The organism is Streptomyces sp. NPDC093089 (assembly GCF_044754405.1).
In the GTDB taxonomy this organism is placed as follows: Bacteria; Actinomycetota; Actinomycetes; order Streptomycetales; family Streptomycetaceae; genus Streptomyces.
Map to the genome: position 1 here is coordinate 102,130 of NZ_JBIVPA010000002.1, position 19,061 is coordinate 121,190.

The 19,061-nt window shown below is 72.1% G+C and carries 15 protein-coding genes; 10 read left to right on the forward strand and 5 right to left on the reverse strand.

Annotated features, from left to right (window positions below):
* Nucleotides 1-15: 15 nt before the first annotated feature.
* Nucleotides 16-1,050 (forward strand): class II fructose-bisphosphatase, encoded by a 1,035-nt coding sequence (glpX, locus tag ACIQFX_RS04000; protein WP_402458731.1) that lies wholly within the window; start codon nucleotides 16-18, stop codon nucleotides 1,048-1,050.
* 190 nt (nucleotides 1,051-1,240) lie between these two features.
* On the opposite strand, the gene ACIQFX_RS04005 is transcribed toward glpX, so the two are convergent.
* Complete coding sequence (locus ACIQFX_RS04005) at nucleotides 1,241-1,615, reverse strand: WhiB family transcriptional regulator (RefSeq protein ID WP_402458733.1); 375 nt, start codon at nucleotides 1,613-1,615, stop codon at nucleotides 1,241-1,243.
* A 161-nt stretch (nucleotides 1,616-1,776) separates the two neighbouring features.
* On the reverse strand, nucleotides 1,777-2,496 hold the full coding sequence (locus ACIQFX_RS04010) for a DUF1707 domain-containing protein (RefSeq protein WP_402458735.1): 720 nt from the start codon (nucleotides 2,494-2,496) through the stop codon (nucleotides 1,777-1,779).
* A 197-nt stretch (nucleotides 2,497-2,693) separates the two neighbouring features.
* Here ACIQFX_RS04010 and ACIQFX_RS04015 point away from each other — a divergent pair, with 197 nt between their 5' ends.
* The gene (locus tag ACIQFX_RS04015) at nucleotides 2,694-4,364 is read left to right on the forward strand and encodes a fumarate hydratase (protein WP_376483206.1); all 1,671 of its coding nucleotides are present in this window, start codon (nucleotides 2,694-2,696) and stop codon (nucleotides 4,362-4,364) included.
* 161 nt (nucleotides 4,365-4,525) lie between these two features.
* The gene (locus ACIQFX_RS04020; protein WP_402458737.1) at nucleotides 4,526-5,149 is read left to right on the forward strand and encodes an HAD family acid phosphatase; all 624 of its coding nucleotides are present in this window, start codon (nucleotides 4,526-4,528) and stop codon (nucleotides 5,147-5,149) included.
* A 23-nt stretch (nucleotides 5,150-5,172) separates the two neighbouring features.
* Here the strand turns inward: ACIQFX_RS04020 and ACIQFX_RS04025 are convergent, their stop codons facing one another.
* Nucleotides 5,173-5,673 carry a hypothetical protein gene (locus tag ACIQFX_RS04025; RefSeq protein ID WP_402458739.1) on the reverse strand — a complete coding sequence of 167 codons (501 nt, stop codon included), beginning with the start codon at nucleotides 5,671-5,673 and terminating at the stop codon, nucleotides 5,173-5,175.
* A 118-nt stretch (nucleotides 5,674-5,791) separates the two neighbouring features.
* On the opposite strand from ACIQFX_RS04025, the gene ACIQFX_RS04030 reads away from it, so the two are divergent.
* Nucleotides 5,792-6,463, forward strand: coding sequence for a lipoprotein (locus tag ACIQFX_RS04030; protein WP_402458740.1), 672 nt, complete (start codon nucleotides 5,792-5,794; stop codon nucleotides 6,461-6,463).
* A 151-nt stretch (nucleotides 6,464-6,614) separates the two neighbouring features.
* Here the strand turns inward: ACIQFX_RS04030 and ACIQFX_RS04035 are convergent, their stop codons facing one another.
* The gene (locus ACIQFX_RS04035) at nucleotides 6,615-8,144 is read right to left on the reverse strand and encodes a ricin-type beta-trefoil lectin domain protein (protein WP_402458742.1); all 1,530 of its coding nucleotides are present in this window, start codon (nucleotides 8,142-8,144) and stop codon (nucleotides 6,615-6,617) included.
* Between the two features lie 139 nt (nucleotides 8,145-8,283).
* On the opposite strand from ACIQFX_RS04035, the gene ACIQFX_RS04040 reads away from it, so the two are divergent.
* The 3 genes from ACIQFX_RS04040 to ACIQFX_RS04050 all read left to right on the forward strand — a co-directional run bounded on the left by ACIQFX_RS04040 (nucleotide 8,284) and on the right by ACIQFX_RS04050 (nucleotide 12,866).
* Nucleotides 8,284-9,684, forward strand: a complete 1,401-nt coding sequence (locus ACIQFX_RS04040) for a class II fumarate hydratase (protein WP_402458744.1) — start codon at nucleotides 8,284-8,286, stop codon at nucleotides 9,682-9,684.
* Nucleotides 9,685-9,798: 114 nt separating this feature from the next.
* Nucleotides 9,799-10,464 carry a DUF402 domain-containing protein gene (locus tag ACIQFX_RS04045; protein ID WP_402458746.1) on the forward strand — a complete coding sequence of 222 codons (666 nt, stop codon included), beginning with the start codon at nucleotides 9,799-9,801 and terminating at the stop codon, nucleotides 10,462-10,464.
* A gap of 311 nt (nucleotides 10,465-10,775) precedes the next feature.
* Nucleotides 10,776-12,866 (forward strand): SpoIIE family protein phosphatase, encoded by a 2,091-nt coding sequence (locus ACIQFX_RS04050; RefSeq protein WP_402458747.1) that lies wholly within the window; start codon nucleotides 10,776-10,778, stop codon nucleotides 12,864-12,866.
* Nucleotides 12,867-12,944: 78 nt separating this feature from the next.
* Here the strand turns inward: ACIQFX_RS04050 and ACIQFX_RS04055 are convergent, their stop codons facing one another.
* A complete protein-coding gene (locus ACIQFX_RS04055) occupies nucleotides 12,945-15,158 on the reverse strand; it encodes a transglycosylase domain-containing protein (RefSeq protein WP_402458748.1) in 2,214 nt (737 codons plus the stop codon).
* A 277-nt stretch (nucleotides 15,159-15,435) separates the two neighbouring features.
* Here ACIQFX_RS04055 and ACIQFX_RS04060 point away from each other — a divergent pair, with 277 nt between their 5' ends.
* The 3 genes from ACIQFX_RS04060 to ACIQFX_RS04070 are packed head-to-tail and all read left to right on the forward strand — an operon-like array spanning nucleotide 15,436 to nucleotide 19,009.
* A complete protein-coding gene (locus tag ACIQFX_RS04060) occupies nucleotides 15,436-15,960 on the forward strand; it encodes a PadR family transcriptional regulator (RefSeq protein WP_402458749.1) in 525 nt (174 codons plus the stop codon).
* The gene (locus ACIQFX_RS04065) at nucleotides 15,957-16,640 is read left to right on the forward strand and encodes an ABC transporter ATP-binding protein (protein ID WP_402458750.1); all 684 of its coding nucleotides are present in this window, start codon (nucleotides 15,957-15,959) and stop codon (nucleotides 16,638-16,640) included. The genes ACIQFX_RS04060 and ACIQFX_RS04065 overlap by 4 nt, the downstream gene beginning before the upstream one ends.
* Nucleotides 16,637-19,009, forward strand: a complete 2,373-nt coding sequence (locus ACIQFX_RS04070; RefSeq protein ID WP_402458751.1) for an FtsX-like permease family protein — start codon at nucleotides 16,637-16,639, stop codon at nucleotides 19,007-19,009. The genes ACIQFX_RS04065 and ACIQFX_RS04070 overlap by 4 nt, the downstream gene beginning before the upstream one ends.
* Nucleotides 19,010-19,061: the final 52 nt, after the last annotated feature.

Consider the following 19,061-nt stretch of genomic DNA (forward strand, 5'->3'; position numbering starts at 1 on the left):
GAAAGGTGCGTTCCGATGACCGAGCAGCATCATCTGCCGCCCGAGCTTGTCGTCTCTCCCGAGGCCCCCGACCGCAACCTGGCCCTGGAGCTGGTCCGGGTCACCGAGGCCGCCGCCATGGCCGCCGGCCGCTGGGTCGGCCGCGGCGACAAGATCGGCGCTGACGGCGCCGCGGTCAACGCCATGCGGACCCTGATCTCCACCGTCTCGATGAACGGCGTCGTCGTCATCGGCGAGGGGGAGAAGGACGAGGCCCCCATGCTCTTCAACGGCGAGCGGGTCGGCGACGGCACCGGCGCCGAGGTCGACATCGCCGTGGACCCGATCGACGGCACCACACTCAACGCCAAGGGCATGCCGAACGCCATCGCCGTCCTGGCCGCCGCCGACCGCGGCGCCATGTTCGACCCGTCCGCGGTCTTCTACATGGACAAGCTGGTCACCGGCCCCGAGGCCGCCGACTTCGTCGACATCAACGCCCCCGTCTCGGTCAACATCCGCCGGGTCGCCAAGGCGAAGAACTCCTCGCCCGAGGACATCACGGTCGTCATCCTGGACCGCCCCCGCCACGAGGGCATCGTCAAGGAGATCCGCGAGACCGGGGCCCGGATCAAGTTCATCTCGGACGGCGACGTCGCCGGTTCGATCATGGCCGTCCGCGAGGGCACCGGCGTCGACATGCTCATGGGCATCGGCGGCACGCCCGAGGGCATCATCTCCGCCTGCGCCATCAAGTGCCTCGGCGGTGTCATCCAGGGCAAGCTCTGGCCGAAGGACGACGCCGAGCGGCAGAAGGCCCTCGACGCGGGCCACGACCTCGACCGGGTGCTCTCCACCGACGACCTGGTCCGCGGCGACAACGTCTTCTTCGTCGCGACCGGCATCACCGACGGCGAGCTGCTCCGCGGCGTGCGCTACCGCGCCGAGACGGCGACCACGCAGTCGCTGGTCATGCGCTCGAAGTCCGGCACGATCCGCCAGATCGACTCCACGCACCGGCTCTCGAAGCTGCGCGCGTACAGCAAGATCGACTTCGACCGCGCGAAGTAACGCGGCCGAAGCGACGCGCGAGGCAGCACCCGAGGGAACGCCGACGCGCGGCACACGACGCGACGCGGCACGGACGTGGCGCGTGGGGCGCGGCGGACGCGCGCGACGACGGTACGAAGAGGGGCGCCCCCATGTGCGGTGGGGGCGCCCCTTCCCGTACGGGCCCGCGGAGGCGCGTCCGCGGTTCCCGTCAGCCGGCCTGGGCGATCCGCTCGGTCGCGGCGGCCTTCCGCAGCTCCACCTCGCGCCGCCGGCGCCGGGCCAGGACGACACGGCGCTCCGCCGCGGTGAGTCCGCCCCACACTCCGTACGGCTCGGGCTGGATCAGCGCGTGCTCACGGCACTCGACCATGACGGGACACCGGGCGCAGACCCGCTTGGCCGCCTCCTCGCGGGCCAGCCGCGCGGCGGTCGGCTCCTTCGACGGAGCGAAGAACAGCCCGGCTTCGTCCCGGCGGCACACCGCCTCCGCGTGCCAAGGGCCTGCCTCGTCCTCCCGGGTGGGCGTGGTGCGCGGAGGGGGGACGGCGGCGACCTGGAGGGGCTGATGCGGCAGTTGCAGCACGGTCTACTCCTGACGACGGCTTCGCGAGCGAGCGGCGATGCACCAGCCCTACCCGCTGTGCGCGTGCCTATGCACTGCGTGCCGCGCCGTTCCGCACTGCGGATACCCGTGGACGGATTCCGGTCACCGCGCGGCGGTCGCGGCGCCCGCCGGGGCCGGCGTCAGTGGCCGAGGTGTTTGCGCAGCTTGCCCTGGAGGTCGGTGATCCACTTGCCGCGCTTGGGTCTGGCCTCCACGTTCCCGAAGACCGAGTAGCCGTTGATGACGACGACGGGGGCCTGCGGGTCCACGCCCTCCAGGGTCACGACCTCGAAGTTGCCGAAGACTCCGCTGCCGCTGCCGCGCAGGCTGATGTTCTCCGGGACGCGGACCTCGACGTTGCCGAAGATCGAGGTGGCGTTGATGGTGGTGAGCCGCTGGGCGAAGATCGCCTCGGTGAGGTCGACCTCGATGTTCCCGAAGAGCGCGAAGGCGTTCGTCCGGCGGCTCACCCGCCAGCGCCCCTTGCGGGTGGTGCTGGAGAAGATCGCGATGAGGTTGTCCGCGGGGCCCTCGGAGTCGTCGGCGGACCAGGCGTAGGCCGGCTCGGGCTCCTTGCGCGTCCGGGCGGACGGCAGGTCGCGGACGATCGGCTCCAGCTCCCCGACCGTCTTGGCCCGGTAGACCGCGTCGATCCGGTCCGAGTGCTCCTCGGGGTCGAGCCGCCCCTCGGCTAGGGCGTCCCCGAGGATGTCCGCGATCCGGTCCCGGTCCGCGTCCGAGGCCCGCAGCGAGCCCTGCGGGTCGGCGTAGGCGGTCTCCGCGGGGGCGGTCTCGGCGGGGGCGGCCGACCGCTGCGGCTGCGGCTGCTTCTCGGGTTCGGGCTGCTTTTCGAGGTCCACGGTGCCAGCCTAGCGAAACGCGATAGATCGCGACCAGGGGGCGGGGCCGGACCTGTGGACGAAAGACTCCGAGCGCCCGAACACCCCCAAGTGAGCCTTACCTCACAGGATCGGCGCGCCGCCCGCGTTCTACGCTTGAGGGCGCGCCGCCAACGGAGGCGGCGCTGCTGTCTGCCGAGTGAGGAATGGCCGCCGTCATGCCAGAGTTTGCGTACTCCGATCTGCTCCCGCTGGGAGAGGACACCACGCCCTACCGCCTGGTGACCTCCGAAGGTGTCTCCACCTTCGAGGCCGACGGCCGTACGTTCCTCAAGGTCGAGCCCGAGGCCCTGCGGCAGCTGGCCGCCGAGGCGATCCACGACATCCAGCACTTCCTGCGCCCGGCCCACCTGGCGCAGCTGCGCCGGATCATCGACGACCCCGAGGCCTCGTCGAACGACAAGTTCGTCGCGCTGGACCTGCTGAAGAACGCGAACATCGCCGCCGCGGGCGTCCTGCCGATGTGCCAGGACACGGGCACCGCGATCGTGATGGGCAAGCGCGGGCAGAACGTGCTGACCTCCGGCCGCGACGAGGAGGCCCTGTCCAAGGGCATCTACGACGCGTACACCAAGCTGAACCTGCGGTACTCGCAGATGGCTCCGGTGACCATGTGGGAGGAGAAGAACACCGGCTCGAACCTGCCCGCGCAGATCGAGCTGTACGCGACCGACGGCGGCGCGTACAAGTTCCTCTTCATGGCCAAGGGCGGCGGCTCGGCCAACAAGTCCTTCCTCTACCAGGAGACGAAGGCCGTCCTCAACGAGGCGAGCATGATGAAGTTCCTGGAGGAGAAGATCCGCTCGCTCGGTACGGCCGCCTGCCCGCCGTACCACCTGGCGATCGTCGTCGGCGGCACGTCGGCCGAGTTCGCGCTCAAGACCGCGAAGTACGCCTCCGCGCACTACCTGGACGAGCTGCCCACCGAGGGCTCGGCCGAGACCGGCCACGGCTTCCGCGACAAGGAGCTGGAGGAGAAGGTCTTCGAGCTGACGCAGAAGATCGGCATCGGCGCGCAGTTCGGCGGCAAGTACTTCTGCCACGACGTCCGCGTGGTCCGCCTCCCCCGCCACGGCGCCTCGCTGCCCGTCGCCATCGCCGTGTCCTGCTCGGCCGACCGCCAGGCCGTCGCGAAGATCACCGCCGAGGGCGTCTTCCTGGAGCAGCTGGAGACCGACCCGGCGCGCTTCCTGCCGGAGACGACCGACGAGCACCTCTCCGAGGAGAGCGACGTCGTCACCATCGACCTGAACCAGCCGATGGACGACATCCTCGCCGAGCTGACCAAGTACCCGGTCAAGACCCGCCTCTCCCTCAACGGCCCGCTGGTCGTGGCGCGCGACATCGCGCACGCCAAGATCAAGGAGCGCCTGGACGCGGGCGAGGAGATGCCGCAGTACCTGAAGGACCACCCGGTCTACTACGCGGGTCCGGCGAAGACCCCCGAGGGCTACGCCTCCGGTTCCTTCGGCCCGACGACGGCCGGCCGCATGGACTCGTACGTGGAGCAGTTCCAGGCCGCGGGCGGCTCGAAGGTGATGCTGGCCAAGGGCAACCGCTCCGGTCAGGTCACCGCCGCGTGCGGCGCGCACGGCGGCTTCTACCTGGGGTCGATCGGCGGCCCGGCGGCCCGTCTCGCGCAGGACTGCATCAAGAAGGTCGAGGTCGTCGAGTACGAGGAGCTCGGCATGGAGGCGGTCTGGAAGATCGAGGTCGAGGACTTCCCGGCGTTCATCGTGGTGGACGACAAGGGCAACGACTTCTTCCAGAACCCGGCGCCCGAGCCGACGTTCACGCACATCCCGGTGCGGGGTCCCGGCCTCGGCTGATCCCGGCTCCGTCGCGAAGCCCTCGCCCCTCCGGGAGGCGGGGGCTTCGCCGTCTCCCGCTCAGAAAGTCGCTACCGACCGGTAGCCCTCTCGTCGCCTACTGGTCAGTATGGGTCGCGAGCATGTCAACCACTGAGCCGGTCGACCCTCGGGAGCCCCCCATGCCCTCCGCCAAAGCCACCGCAGCCGCCACCCTCGGCCTGGCCGCCGTCCTCGTCGTCGGGCCCGCGCCCGCGGCCTCGGCGGCCGACCCCGACACCCACGTGACGTCGGCCGCGGCCCTCGCGGACGTCGACTACGGGACCTGGCGCCGCGACGTGGCGGCCGTCGTCGCCGAGGCCCGCCCGTACATCGAGAAGCGCTCCGAGAACGCCGGGCGGGAGAAGCAGGCGATCGTCCTCGACATCGACAACAGCTCCCTGGAGACGGACTTCCACCCGTTCTGGGAGCTGCCGACCCCGGCCATCGCAGACGTCCGCGCCCTCGTCGACGACGCCCACGCGCGCGGGGTGGCGGTCTTCTTCGTGACCGCGAGGCCCGGCATCATCCAGCCGCTGACGGACTGGAACCTGCGGAAGTCCGGGTACCCGGTCGACGGCCTGTACGTGCGGAGCCTGCCCGACCTGTTCGCCGAGGTCGGCGCGTACAAGACCGCGAAGCGCGCGGAGATCGAGGCCAAGGGCTACACGATCATCGCGAACATCGGCAACAACACCACCGACCTCGTCGGCGGCCACGCCGAGCGCACCTTCAAGCTCCCGGACTACGGCGGCAAGCTGTCCTGACCGGGGCCTCCGGAAGGCCGGTCCTAGCGGACGGTGATGTGGAACTCCATCTGCTGGTAGTCGCCGTCCGGGGTGCTCCGCACGTAGCCGTGGGCGTTCTTGAAGTCACCGGTGCCGCCGGTGATGGCGACGTCGTAGGCGGAGGGCGCCTCGGCCGAGGTGTCGAAGGTGACGAGGGCCTGGGCGGTGATCTGTCCGCCCGGTCCTCCGTTCAGGACGAAGGTGCCGACGCAGTTCGCGTCGACCTGGGTGCCCGAGACGCGTACGACGGCGCAGGTGACGCCGTCGCGGCCGGCCTTGGTGCCGCCCTTGGTCTTGTACAGGTCGTCGGCGACGGTGAAGACGTCGCCGGCCTTGGGCGGCGGGCCGCTCGTGCCGGTTCCCTCGCCCGGGACCTCCTTGGCGTAGACCGTGAACTCGAACCCTTCGCCGTTGTCGGCGTGGACCGGAGCGGCGGCGCCGAAGGCGACGGCGGCGACCGTACAGGCGCCGAGCGCGCCGATCCTCCTGAAGGTGCGGGTCATGTCCTGCCTCCCGGTGGGGTGGGGGTCCCCCCTCGGCATGCTTCACATTGTGCGGCGCCCCCCGCGCGTTCGCCCGTCCGGGCGAATCGCCGCTCCCCGGGTCGGCGATCATGGCGGCATGCGAGAGAGAGCACTTCCGATACGCGCGGCGGTCCCCGTCGCCCTGGCGGCGGCCGGGCTGCTGCTGACCGGCTGCGGTACGACTCCGGCGCCCGTGGGCCCGGCGGGCACCGCCGCGCCGAAGGCCGGGGGGTCGAAGGCCGGGGAGTCGCAGGCCGCGACCCCGACGGCCGGGGTCCCGAAGGCCGCCGCCACCCTGGGCGGGCCGGGGACGGCCTGCGCGCTGCCCGTCTCGTTCGCGCTGGCGGAGCAGTGGGAGCCGGAGGCGATCGACGATCCGGAGAACCCGGAGTTCGCGGCGCTGACGCGGCAGGGTCCCGCGGTCGTCCGCTGCGAGGTGGACGCCAAGGGCGCCGGGCACGTGGGCTACCTGCGGATCTGGACGGCGGGCAAGGGCCCCGCGCGGGCCGCGCTCGAAGGCTTCGTGAAGGCCGAGCGGAAGACCTCGAAGGTCGCCTACCGGGAGACCGGGGCCGGTCAGCTGCCGGCCACCGAGGTCACGTACACCGTGACGAACGAGCTGATGGAGGAGTCGAAGGAGGAGCGGGCCTTCGCCGTCTCCACCCCGAAGGGGGTCGTCATCGTCCACCTCGGCGGGCTCGACACCGACGAGCACCGGGCGATGATCCCGGCGTACGAGCTGGCGAAGTCCACGCTGAAGGCGCTCTGAAGGCGCTCTGACCGCGAGTCGGGCGGGACTTTCCGGACAGCCCCGAGGAGGTCCCCGGATCTCCGGACAGGACCCAGGGGATCCCGGGGTCTCCGGACAGGACCGTGGCCCCCGCCCCGCACCGGACGGGGGCCACGGCGTCTCCGGGGCCCTACGCGAACCGCTGGTTCGCGGAGCCGTTGCAGCTCTGGAGCCTGATCGGCTCCTTCGCCGCGCCCTGGGTGAGGCAGAGGCCGGTCGCGGCGGCGGGGCGCACGGTGGCGCCGTCGCGGACGAACTTCTGGTTGGCGGCGCCGCTGCAGTTCCACACGATGAGCGCCTTGCCGGCCTGGTAGGCGGCGCCCGGCACGTCCAGGCAGCGGTCCTGGGTGAGCTGGGTGTGGAGGGTCTGCCGGGCGGAGTCGTACCACCAGCCCTGGTTGCGGCCACCGTGGCAGTCCCAGCCGAGGACGGCGGTCCCGTTGGCGGACTCGGACGCGTTGACGTCCAGGCAGTTGCCGGTCGCCTGGTTCGTGAGCGGCCGGTAGGCGTCGTCCCAGGCGAGCGGGAAGAGCGTGGGGGTGCCGGAGGAGTTGACGTCGGCGCAGCTCGCCTCGTTCCGACCGGAGTTGTAGATCTGCGTCAGGCAGGAGGCGAAGGCGGCGTGGCCGCTCTTGTTGGGGTGGAAGGACTGCCGGACGGAGTTCTCGTCGATGCCGCCGGGCTTGGAGAGGTCGATGTAGAGGCCCCGGGCCCAGGTGTCCTCCATGCAGACCTCGTGGCCGTGGAAGAGCCGCGAGTTGTCGAGGTAGACGGCCCCGGTGGAGGCGGCGGCCTTGCGCATGCCGCGCTCGAAGGCCGGGACGGCGGTGTTGCGGCCCCACTTGGTGTCGGAGTCGTAGCCCATGCCGCCGCAGATCAGCTTGCCGGGGAAGTTCGGGTTGTCGTTGAAGTCGGGGCCGATCGGGCTGGGGTAGCCCATGAGGACGAGCTTGTAGTCGCCGTCGGCGTATCCGGCGTCGCGCATGACGGTCTTCAGGTCGCGCACGGTCTGCTCGACCTTGGGGACGAGCGCGTCGACGCGGGCCTGCCAGCCGGGGGCGTACTTGGGCTCGCAGGTGCCCTGGCTGAGCACGTAGCGCTGGACGCAGTCGGTCATGACGGGCCCGAACTGCAGGTCGTCGTTGGCTCCGGCGACGAGCAGGACCATCTTGATGCGGGTGTTGCGGGCCTTGATCGCGAGGTTGTCGCTCTGGACCAGCTCGTCGGCGTACTGCTTGGAGCCGCCGATCCGGATGTTGCCGGTGTAGGCGCCGGAACAGGCCACGTTGAAGGTGAGGTCCGCGGGGATCCCGGTGCGGTGGATGGCGGCGTCGGGCGAGCGGTGGCACCAGTTGGTGGGGCCGTTGGTGGGTGACTCGTAGGTGCCGACGCCCTCGCCGGAGATCTCGCTGTCGCCGAGCGAGATCAGGCCGGTCCTGCGCTGGGCGAGCGGGCGCTCGGCGGCGTCGCCGTAGATCTTCACGGCCTCGGCGGCGCGGATCGCCTCCAGCTCGGGGGAGAGCGGCGTGGAGGTGATTCCGGCCGTGGTGGCCGTGTCGACCGCGCCGGCGGGGGCCGCGGCGGTCATGCTGCCGAGGGCCGCCGCGGCGGCGGCGACGGCTGCTACGGGCCAGCGGAGTCTGTACCTGGTGCGCTTCATTGCGCCTCCTGGAAGTGGGGTTACCCACGGTTTTTACTGGCCGGTACGCGCCTTGGGAATACATCGAACAAGACAAGTGCTCATCTTTTTCGGGGGGTTGGGAGTCACCGCCCGAACAGCACAGCAGGAGGTTGGGAAAATGAACGACACCGAGCACTACCGGATCGAGCACGACTCCATGGGCGAGGTACGGGTCCCCGCGCACGCCAAGTGGCGGGCCCAGACCCAGCGCGCGGTGGAGAACTTCCCGATCTCGGGCCAGCGCCTGGAGCGCACCCACATCAAGGCCCTGGCCCGGATCAAGGCCGCCGCGGCCAAGGTCAACGCCGCGCTGGGCGTCATCGACGAGGACCGCGCCGAGGCCATCGCCTCGGCCGCCGACGAGGTCGCCGAAGGCCGCTGGGACGAGCACTTCCCCGTGGACGTCTTCCAGACCGGCTCGGGCACCTCCTCCAACATGAACACCAACGAGGTCATCGCCACCCTCGCCACCGAGCGGCTTCCCGCGGGCCGCGAGGTCCACCCCAACGACCACGTCAACGCCTCGCAGTCGTCCAACGACGTCTTCCCGTCCTCCATCCACATCGCGGCCACCGCCGCCGTCACCCGCGACCTGATCCCCGCCCTCGACCACCTGGCCACCGCCCTGGAGCGAAAATCGGCCGAGTTCGCGACGGTCGTGAAGTCCGGTCGCACCCATCTGATGGACGCCACCCCGGTCACCCTCGGCCAGGAGTTCGGCGGGTACGCGGCCCAGGTCAGGTACGGCGCCGAGCGGCTGCGCACCGCGCTCCCCCGGCTCGCCGAACTCCCCCTCGGCGGCACCGCGGTGGGCACCGGCATCAACACCCCGGCCGGCTTCTCCGCCGCCGTCATCACCGAGGTCGCCCGCGCGACCGGACTGCCGCTGACCGAGGCCCGCGACCACTTCGAGGCGCAGGGCGCCCGGGACGGCCTGGTCGAGACGTCCGGGCAGCTCCGCACCCTCGCCGTCTCCCTCACCAAGATCGCCAACGATCTGCGCTGGATGTCCAGCGGCCCGCGCACCGGCCTCGCGGAGATCAACCTCCCCGACCTCCAGCCCGGTTCGTCGATCATGCCGGGCAAGGTGAACCCGGTGATCCCCGAGGCGGTCCTCATGGTCGCCGCGCAGGTGACCGGAAACGACACCACGGTCGCGGTGGCCGGCGCCGCCGGGAACTTCGAGCTCAACGTGATGCTGCCGGTCATGGCCAAGAACCTCCTGGAGTCCGTACGGCTGCTCGCCAACGCCTCCCGGCTGCTCGCCGACCGCACGGTCGACGGCATCACCGCCAACGCCGAGCGCGCCCGCGAGTACGCCGAGTCCTCGCCCTCCGTGGTCACCCCGCTGAACAAGTACATCGGGTACGAAGAAGCCGCCAAGGTCGCCAAGAAGTCCCTCGCCGAGCGGAAGACCATCCGCGAGGTCGTCATCGAGTCCGGCTACGTCGAGCGGGGCGACCTCACGGTCGAGCAGCTGGACGAGGCGCTCGACGTCCTGCGGATGACCCGCCCGTAGGTCCTGCCCGGAACCCCCGCGCCCCGCCGGCGCGCCGTGAGCGACCGGCGGGTGGCCGACTCATCCGTGACCTGTACCGCAGCGGTCGTGGGAGCGCGCCCCTAAGATCTGCGCATGACAGGATCGGGCGGCCCTCAGCACTGGGCGCCGGGGGATCACATCCTCTGGCGCTACCGCGGCAACGGCACCGGCGAGGTGCACATCTGCCGGCCGGTGACCGTCGTCCAGGACACGCCCGAGCTGCTCGCGGTCTGGATGGCGCCCGGCACCGAATGCGTGCGGCCCGTGCTCGCCGACGGCACCGCGGTGCACGAGGAGCCGCTCGCCACCCGCTACACGGCCCCGCGCACCACGGAACGGGCGCGCTGGTTCGGCAGCGGGGTGCTGAAGCTGGCGCGGCCCGGCGAGCCGTGGTCCGTCTGGCTGTTCTGGGAGCGCGGCTGGCGCTTCCGCAGCTGGTACGTGAACCTGGAGGAGCCGCGGGTCCGCTGGTCCGGCGGCTTCGACTCCGAGGACCACTTCCTCGACATCTCCGTCTACCCCGACCGCAGCTGGCTGTGGCGGGACGAGGACGAGTTCGCGCAGGCCCAGCGGTCCGGCCTGATGGGCCCCGAGCAGGCGGCGCGGGTACGGGCCGCCGGGCAGCGGGCGGTGGAGCGGATCCGGGCGTGGGGCACGCCGTTCGCGGACGGCTGGGAGGACTGGCGGCCCGATCCCGGGTGGAAGGTTCCGGAGCTGCCGACCGACTGGGACCGCACTCCGGCGCACACGGCACCGTGAGACCCTTGATGCGCCCCCGGGGTTCAAACGTAGGATCGTCCTCCGCACGGCACAAGCGCATCGCACAGCCCGTCGCACCGACCGAACAGCACGTCAACGACTCAGCACGGCGCAGGACCTGACCACAAGTCATCCACGAGGGGGAGAACAGTGCCGGACGTGTGCCCGGGTGTTCCGGCCCCTGCCGTTGCCGCGACTCGCGGAGCGTCCGCATCCGCTGCGAACGAGGGGTTTATCCCCGCCGAAGGCGCGGCATCGGCGAGAAGAGCGAGTGCATCGCACCACCGGCCCGGACGGACGGAACCCCACGCGTGACGGAGCATCCCACCTCCCACGAAGGCCGGCAGCCCCTGGCTGCCCGGCCGCAGGAACGCGCGCGCCCTCGCCAGGAGGCGGCGGCCGGCCTGCCCTCCGACCTGCCCGCGCAGCCGGGCGGACCGGCGGGCCGGACGGCCCCCGCCCCCGGTACGGACACGCCCGCGGCACCCGGCCGGACGGCGACGCCCGGCCAGGCCGCGCCCCCGGGCCCGACGACCGCGCCCGTCGGCGACGGCGGCCCTACGGGAGCCGGCACCGGCACCCCGGGCTCCCCGCACTCCCCCGGCTCCCCGCATCCCACCGGCCCCGCGGGCGGCTCCGGCGGTCCCGGAGCCGTGGCCGTCGCCGTGGCCCCGCAGCCGCCCGGCGGCGCCCGGGGCGGGGACACCGCAGGGCGGCGCGAGGGCGACCGGCTGCGGTTCGTCGGCGCCGCGACCCGGCGCATCGCGCGCGGCATCGACCTGGACGAGATCGTGCTGGGCCTGTGCCGGGCCACCGTGCCGACCTTCTCGGACGAGATCCTGGTCTACCTCCGCGACCCCCTGCCGGTCGGCGACGAGCGGCCGGTGGCGCCGTTCGTGCTGCGGCTGCGCCGCACGGACCGGCTGCGGTTAAGCGAACTGGAGGGCGAGGAGCTGGTCCTCGTACCCGACCCGGATCCGACCCCCGCGGCCGAACTCTGCGAGGTGCGGTCCGGCGGTGCGCTGGCCGAGGTGCTGCGCGGGGTGCGGCCGGTCTTCGGCGACTCCGCCGCCGCGAAGGCCGCGCTCGGCGAGCTGCTCGGTCCCGACCATCCGCTGCCCGGCGGGCTGCGGGCGGTCCTCGCGCCGCTGCGCGGCCGCCGCCGGGTGATCGGCGCGGCCGTGTTCCTGCGCCGCCCCGAGCGGGCCGGCTTCGAGCCGAACGACCTGCTCGTCGCGGCGCAGCTCGCCACCCACACCGCGCTCGGCATCGACAAGGCCGTGCTGTACGGCCGCGAGGCGTACATCGCGGACGAGCTCCAGCGGACGATGCTGCCGGACTCGCTGCCGCAGCCGACCGGCGTGAAGCTGGCCTCCCGCTACCTGCCGGCGGCAGAGACGGCCCGGGTGGGCGGCGACTGGTACGACGCGATCCCGCTGCCCGGCAGCCGGGTCGCCCTGGTCGTCGGCGACGTCATGGGCCACTCCATGACCTCGGCGGCGATCATGGGCCAGCTGCGCACCACCGCGCAGACCCTGGCCGGCCTCGACCTGCCGCCGCAGGAGGTCCTGCACCACCTCGACGAGCAGGCGCAGCGCCTCGGCCAGGACCGGATGGCGACCTGCATGTACGCGGTGTACGACCCGGTCTCGCACCGGATCACGGTGGCCAACGCCGGCCATCCGCCGCCGATACTGCTCCACCTGGGCGGGCGGGCCGAGGTGCTGCGGGTGCCGCCCGGCGCCCCGATCGGGGTGGGCGGGGTCGACTTCGAGGCGGTGGAGCTCGACGCCCCGGCGGGCGCCACGCTGCTCCTGTACACGGACGGTCTGGTCGAGTCCCGGCTGCGGGACGTGTGGACCGGGATCGAGCAGCTGCGGGAGCGCCTGGCGGCGACCGCGCAGCTGACGGGCCCGGACCACTCGCCGCCCCTGGAGGCGCTCTGCGACGACGTCCTCGACATGCTGGGTCCGGGCGACCGGGACGACGACATCGCGCTGCTCGCGGCCCGTTTCGACGGGATCGCGCCGAGCGACGTGGCGTACTGGTTCCTGGAGCCGGAGGACGCGGCCCCGGGGCGGGCCCGGCGGCTCGCCCGGCGGGCGCTGGCCCGCTGGGACCTGGAGGAGCTGACGGACTCGGTCGAGCTGCTGATCAGCGAGGTCGTGACCAACGCCGTGCGGTACGCGGAGCGGCCGGTGACGCTGCGGCTGCTCCGTACCGACGTGCTGCGCTGCGAGGTGGGCGACGACTCCCCGCAGCTGCCCCGGCAGCGGCGGGCGCGGGACACGGACGAGGGCGGTCGCGGCCTCTTCCTGGTGAACCGGCTGGCCCGGCGGTGGGGGGCGACCCGGCTCTCCGGTGGCAAGGTGGTCTGGTTCGAGCTGGCCACCCGGAGCTGAGGCGCGCCGGACTGCAAGCCCTTATGACGAAGGCCGGACCCCCTCAGGGGGGTCCGGCCTTCGTCGTACGGCGGTGGGCTACTGGGCGGGGCGGTTGGCTTCCCTGCCCGGTCCCGCGGGGTCGAGGCCGGTGTCCGGCGGCTCGATCGACGTCGGCGGGGACGGCTCCTCGGTCGTCGGCTCCTGGGTGGGCTGCGTCGGCGGGGTGGTGGTCGGCCGGGTGGGCTCCGTCGGCGGGGCCGTCGTGGTCGGCGGGGCCGTCGGGTCCGGGGACTCGGTGGTCGGCTCGTCGGTGGGCTCGTCCTCCGGCGGCTCGGTGGTGTCGGTGGGCTCCGGCAGCGTGCCGTCCGAGTCCGAACCGTCGGTCTCCAGGTCGAAGGAGGCGTCCGAACCGCCGTTGAGGGCGCGCTCGGTGTAGTCGCCCCAGATCAGGGCGGGCGTGCGGCCTCCGTTGGCGCGGCCCGGGTTGATGGTGTCGGTGAGGGTGACCTGGTTGCCCTTGGCGTCCTCGCCGAAGAGGCCGACGGCGGTGACGAGTTCGGGGGTGTAGCCGACGAACCACGCGGACCGGTTGTTCTCGGAGGTGCCGGTCTTGCCGGCGGCCTCGTAGTCGCCGGCGGCGCGGGTGCCGGAGCCGCTCCGGACGACGCCCATCATGGCCTTGGTGGCGGTGTCGGCGGCCTCGCGGGTGATGACCTGGTCGCCGATGCCCTTCAGCGGGTCGACGGTGCGGTCCCGGTGGGTGGCCGCCTTCACCAGGGTCGGGGTGACCTTCCTGCCGTGGTTGTCGAGCGTGGCGTAGACGCCGGCCATGTCCATGGTCGAGGCGCCCATGGTGCCGAGGGAGATGGCGGGGGTCTCGGGGAAGTCCGTGCCGTCCTTCATGCCGAGGGCGAGGGCCGTCCGCTTGGTCTTGGCCGGGGTGACGTCGACGATCATCTGGGCGTAGACCGAGTTGATCGAGCTGTTGGTGGCCTTCTGGACGGTGACGGGGCCGTAGCTTTCGTCGTCCTCGTTCTCCGGGGCGAAGGGGATGTCGCTGCCGACGACCGGGCGGCGGCTGTTGCCGTCGTAGACCGTGCCGAGGCCGATCTGCCGTCCGTCCTGGGTGACCGAGTGGTTGTCGATGGCGGAGGCGAGGACGAGCGGCTTGAAGGTGGAGGCGGGCTGGTAGTCGCGGCGGGTCGCGTTGGACATCCAGTGCTCGGTGGCGCCGACGCCGCCGTACATCGCGACGACCGCGCCGGTCTCGGGGTCGACGGAGGTGGCGCCGGCCTGGACGGTGGCCTGCTTCTTGTCGCCCTTGCGGTCGAGCTTGGCCTCCAGCTGCTCGTCGACGGCCTTGACGAGGTCCTTCTGCCTCTTCTCGTCGATGTTGAGGGTGATCGTCCAGCCGCCGGCCTTGATGTCCTCCTCGCTGACGCCCTGGCGCATCAGCTCCTGGTTGGCGGCCTCGACGATGTAGCCGGTCTGGCCCTCCATGCCGGGGGCGGGCTTGGGCTTCTGCGGCACGGGGAACTTCATCCCGGCGCGCTCGGCGGCGGGGAGCCAGCCCTCGCCGACCATGTTGTCGAGGACGTAGTTCCAGCGCTCCTCGACGAGCTTGCGGCCGGTGGGGCTCGCGGAGTTCCAGTCGTACTGGTTGGGCGCCTGGAGCAGCGAGGCGAGGTAGGCGCCCTGGGCGGTGGTGAGCTCGGTGGCGTCGACGCCGTAGTACGAGCGGGCGGCGGCCTGGATGCCGTAGGCGCTGCGTCCGTAGTAGCTCGTGTTCATGTAGCCGGCGAGGATGTCGCTCTTGTTCATCTCGTCGTCGACCTTGATGGCGATGACCATTTCCTTGAGCTTGCGGGTCGCCGTCTGGTCCTGGCTCAGGTAGAAGTTCTTGACGTACTGCTGGGTGATCGTCGAGCCGCCCTGCTTGCCCTTGCCGGTGAGGGTGGACCAGGCGGCGCGGGTGGTGCCCTTGATGTCGACGCCGTTGTCCCGGTAGAAGGACTTGTTCTCGGCGGCGACGAACGCCTTCTGGACCTTCTCGGGGATCTTCTCCAGGCCGACGATCTCGCGGTTGATCTCGCCGGTGCGGGCGAGGATCTTGCCGTTGGAGTACTTGTAGATGTTGCTCTGCATCGTCGCCTCGGCGTTGGCCGAGGGCACGGGGACCAGGAGGTAGACGACGTACAGGGCGCCCATGGCGAGCAGGCAGCACACGAAGAAGGTGCCCAGGAGCTTCTTCCAGGTGAGGAAGCGGCGGAGGCCGCGCTTCCTCGCCTTGCTCTGGTCGGGTCGGCCCATGGGTCCTGTCGCTCCGCTCGTCGTGTGTCTCGGCGCCTCGGCGCTCTGGTCGTCCACGCCGGATCAGCTCAGCAAGCTAACACCGACGAGGTGGACAAAGGACAACCGATCACGTCTTTTCATGACGTGACAATCAGCACCTGTCCCCAGGGGAACCGACGCTCGTGCGAGCGGGATGGTTGCCCCTTCCGTCCACACCAAAAGCGGAGGAACCGCCTCCGGTGAACCGGCCGCTCAGCTATACATCGTGCGTATACACCCCGTGTACAGTGACGCCATGTCCATCGGTCACACCCTCCTGGGACTCCTGGAGTCCGGCCCGCGCCACGGCTACGACCTCAAGCGCGCCTTCGACGAGAAGTTCGGCCACGACCGGCCGCTCCACTACGGCCAGGTCTACTCGACCATGTCCAGGCTCCTGAAGAACGGCCTCGTCGTCGTCGACGGCATCGAGACCGGCGGCGGCCCCGAGCGGAAGCGGTACGCGATCACCGACGCCGGCATCACCGACGTCGCCCAGTGGCTCGCCGCCCCCGAGAAGCCGGAGCCGTACCTCCAGTCGACGCTCTACACCAAGGTCGTCCTGGCCCTCCTCACCGGCCGCGGGGCCGCGGAGATCCTCGACACCCAGCGGGCCGAGCACCTGCGCCTGATGCGCGAGCTCACCCGCCGCAAGAAGGACGGCGACCTCGCCGACCAGCTGATCTGCGACCACGCCCTCTTCCACCTGGAAGCGGACCTGCGCTGGCTGGAACTGACCGCCGCCCGCCTCGACCGGCTCGCCGAGGAGATCCGCCGATGACCGCACTCCCCCTGCTGCGCGCGACCGGCCTCGCCAAGGCCTACGGGCCGACCCCCGCGCTCGCGAACGCCGACTTCTCCCTCCGGGCCGGCGAGGTCGTCGCCGTCATGGGCCCCTCGGGATCCGGCAAGTCCACGCTCCTGCACTGCCTGGCCGGCATCGTGCGCCCCGACGCGGGCACCATCACCTACGACGGGCGCGAGCTCACCGCCCTCACCGACAACGCGCGCAGCTCCCTGCGCCGCACCGACTTCGGGTTCGTCTTCCAGTTCGGCCAGCTCGTCCCCGAACTGACCTGCGTCGAGAACGTCGCCCTCCCGCTCCGCCTCAACGGGGAGAAGCGCAAGGCCGCCGAGGCCAGGGCCGTCGAATGGCTGGCCCGCCTGGAGGTCGACGACACCGCCGCCAAGCGCCCCGGCGAGATATCCGGCGGCCAGGGCCAGCGCGTCGCCGTCGCCCGCGCGCTCGTCAGCGCCCCGCGGGTGATCTTCGCCGACGAACCGACCGGCGCCCTCGACTCCCTCAACGGCGAGCGGGTCATGCGGCTGCTCACCGACGCCTCGCGGGACACCGGCGCCGCCGTCGTCCTCGTCACCCACGAGGCCCGCGTCGCCGCCTACTCCGACCGCGAGATCGTCGTACGGGACGGGGCCGTCCGGGACGCGGAGTGGGCGGCATGACGCTCCGCACCTGGGCCCGCGACCTGGCGCTCGGCGCGCGGTTCGCGGTCACCGGCGGCCGCCCCGGCCTGCTCCGCACCCTGCTGACCGCGACCGGCGTCGGCTTCGGCGTGGCCCTCCTGCTGCTCGCCGCCTCCTTCCCGAACATGCTCTTCCAGCGGGAGGTGCGCGAGTCGGTCCGCGCCGTCGACGGCAGCGAACAGGTCACCTCGCCGCGGGCCGACACCTTTCTCCACCTCACGCGGAACACCGCCTACCGGGGCGACGTCGTCAGCGGACTGCTGCTGCGCCCCGAGGGCGACGCGCCCCCGGTCCCGCCGGGCGCGGCCGCGTTCCCCCGGCTCGGCGAGATGCTGGTCTCCCCCGCGCTCGGCGACCTGCTCGACTCCCCCGAGGGCGCCCTCCTCAAGGAGCGGCTCCCCTACGAGGTGGCCGGGACGATCGGGCAGGACGGCCTCATCGGACCGGCCGAGCTCCGGTACGTCGCCCACGTCGACTTCCTCGACGGCGACAACTTCGACGGACGCGGCGCCCGCTACGGCTGGTCGGTGCCCGAGGAACCGATGAACGCGTTCCTCATCCTCCTCGTCGTCGTCGCCTGCGTCGTCCTGCTCCTCCCGGTGCTCGTCTTCATCGCGACCGCCGTCCGCTTCGGCGGCGAGCAGCGCGACCGGCGCCTCGCCGCGCTCCGGCTCGTCGGCGCCGACACCGCCACGACCCGGCGGATCGCGGCCGGCGAATCCCTCGCGGGCGCACTGCTCGGCCTCCTGGTGGGCGTCGGACTGTTCGCGGTGGCACGGCAGTTCGCCGGGGTCTTCACGATCTGGGACGTCAACGCCTACCCCTCCGACGTCGTGCCGATGACCGTGCTTACGGTGCTCGCCCTCGCCGCCGTCCCGGTCGCCTCGGTCGTCGTCACCCTCTTCGCGCTGCGCGGGGTGGCGATCGAGCCGCTCGGGGTCGTCAGGACCTCGCTGCCGCGCCGGCGCCGGCTCTGGTGGCGGCTGCTGATCCTCGCGGCGGGCCTCGGCCTGCTCGTCCCGATCATCGGAGACGTCCAGCCGGCCGACACCAGCATCGACACCCTGAGCGTCGCGGCCGGCACCGCCCTCACCCTGATCGGCCTCACCACGCTCCTGCCGTGGCTCGTCGAGTCCGTGGTGAAGCGGCTCCGCTCCGGGCCGGTGGCCTGGCAGCTCGCCGTCCGCAGGCTGCAGTTGAGCAGCGGCACGGCGGCCCGCGCGGTCAGCGGCATCGTCGTCGCGGCGACCGGGGCGATCGCGCTCCAGATGCTCTTCCAGGCGATGGAGACCGACTTCACGAGCGCCACGGGCGAGGACTCGTCCCGCGCCCAGATCGCGTTCGGCGCCGACGCGGCGAACGCCGCCGCGGCCCGCGGGATGATCGACCGCTTCGAGCGGACCGAGGGGGTCGCCGGCGTCATCGGAGTCGTCGAGTCGCACGTGTGGCGGCCGGGACCGCTGGCGAACGGCGAGGAGTTCGCGCCCTCCGCCTCGCTGAGGGTCGGCGACTGCGCCTCGCTCGGGGAGTTCGCCACGCTGCCCTCCTGCACGGACGGCGACGTCTTCGTGTTCCTCGCGCACGGCGCGCAGGGCAACCCGCCCGACTCCTTCGTCACCCGGGCCGCGCGGCCGGGCGCGACGGTCGCCCTGCGCGACCCGCATCCGCACCCGAGCGCCCCGAAGCCCCCGGCGGGCACGCCGATGCCGCAGTGGCGCATCCCCGCCACCGCCAAGGTCGTGGACTCCCGTCCGGACCCGACGGGCATGTTCCAGTTCGGCGTCCTCGCCACCCCGAAGGCGATCGACACCGCCCGGCTCGACGATCCCGACGCGCAGGTGATGGTCCGGCTCGACCCGGCGGTGCCCGACGCCGCCGAGTACGTGTGGAACACGGCGGCGGCCATCGACCCGACGGCCTGGATACGCACCCTGAAGGACACCGAGCGGGACGCGGCGTTCTCCAGCGTCCGCACCGGCATCCTCGTCGGCTCCACCCTCACGATGCTGCTGGTGGCGGCCTCGCTCCTGGTCACGACCCTGGAGCAGCTCAGGGACCGCAAGCGGCTGCTGTCCTCGCTGGTCGCGTTCGGCACCCGGCGCTCCACCCTCGCCTGGTCGGTGCTGTGGCAGACGGCGGTGCCGATCGCCGTCGGCCTCGCCCTGGCGGTGGCGGGCGGCCTCGGCCTCGGGGTCGTCCTCCTGAAGGCGGGCGGTCAGCGCGTCCAGGACTGGTGGGTCTTCCTGCCCGTCACCGGGATCGGCCTCGGGCTGATCGCGGCCGTGACGCTGCTGAGCATGCCGGTGCTGTGGCGGCTGATGCGGGCTGACGGCCTGCGCACGGAGTGACCCTCCGGGCGGATGTACGAGGAGGGGGGCGGCGGTTCCTGGTGCCGGGGGG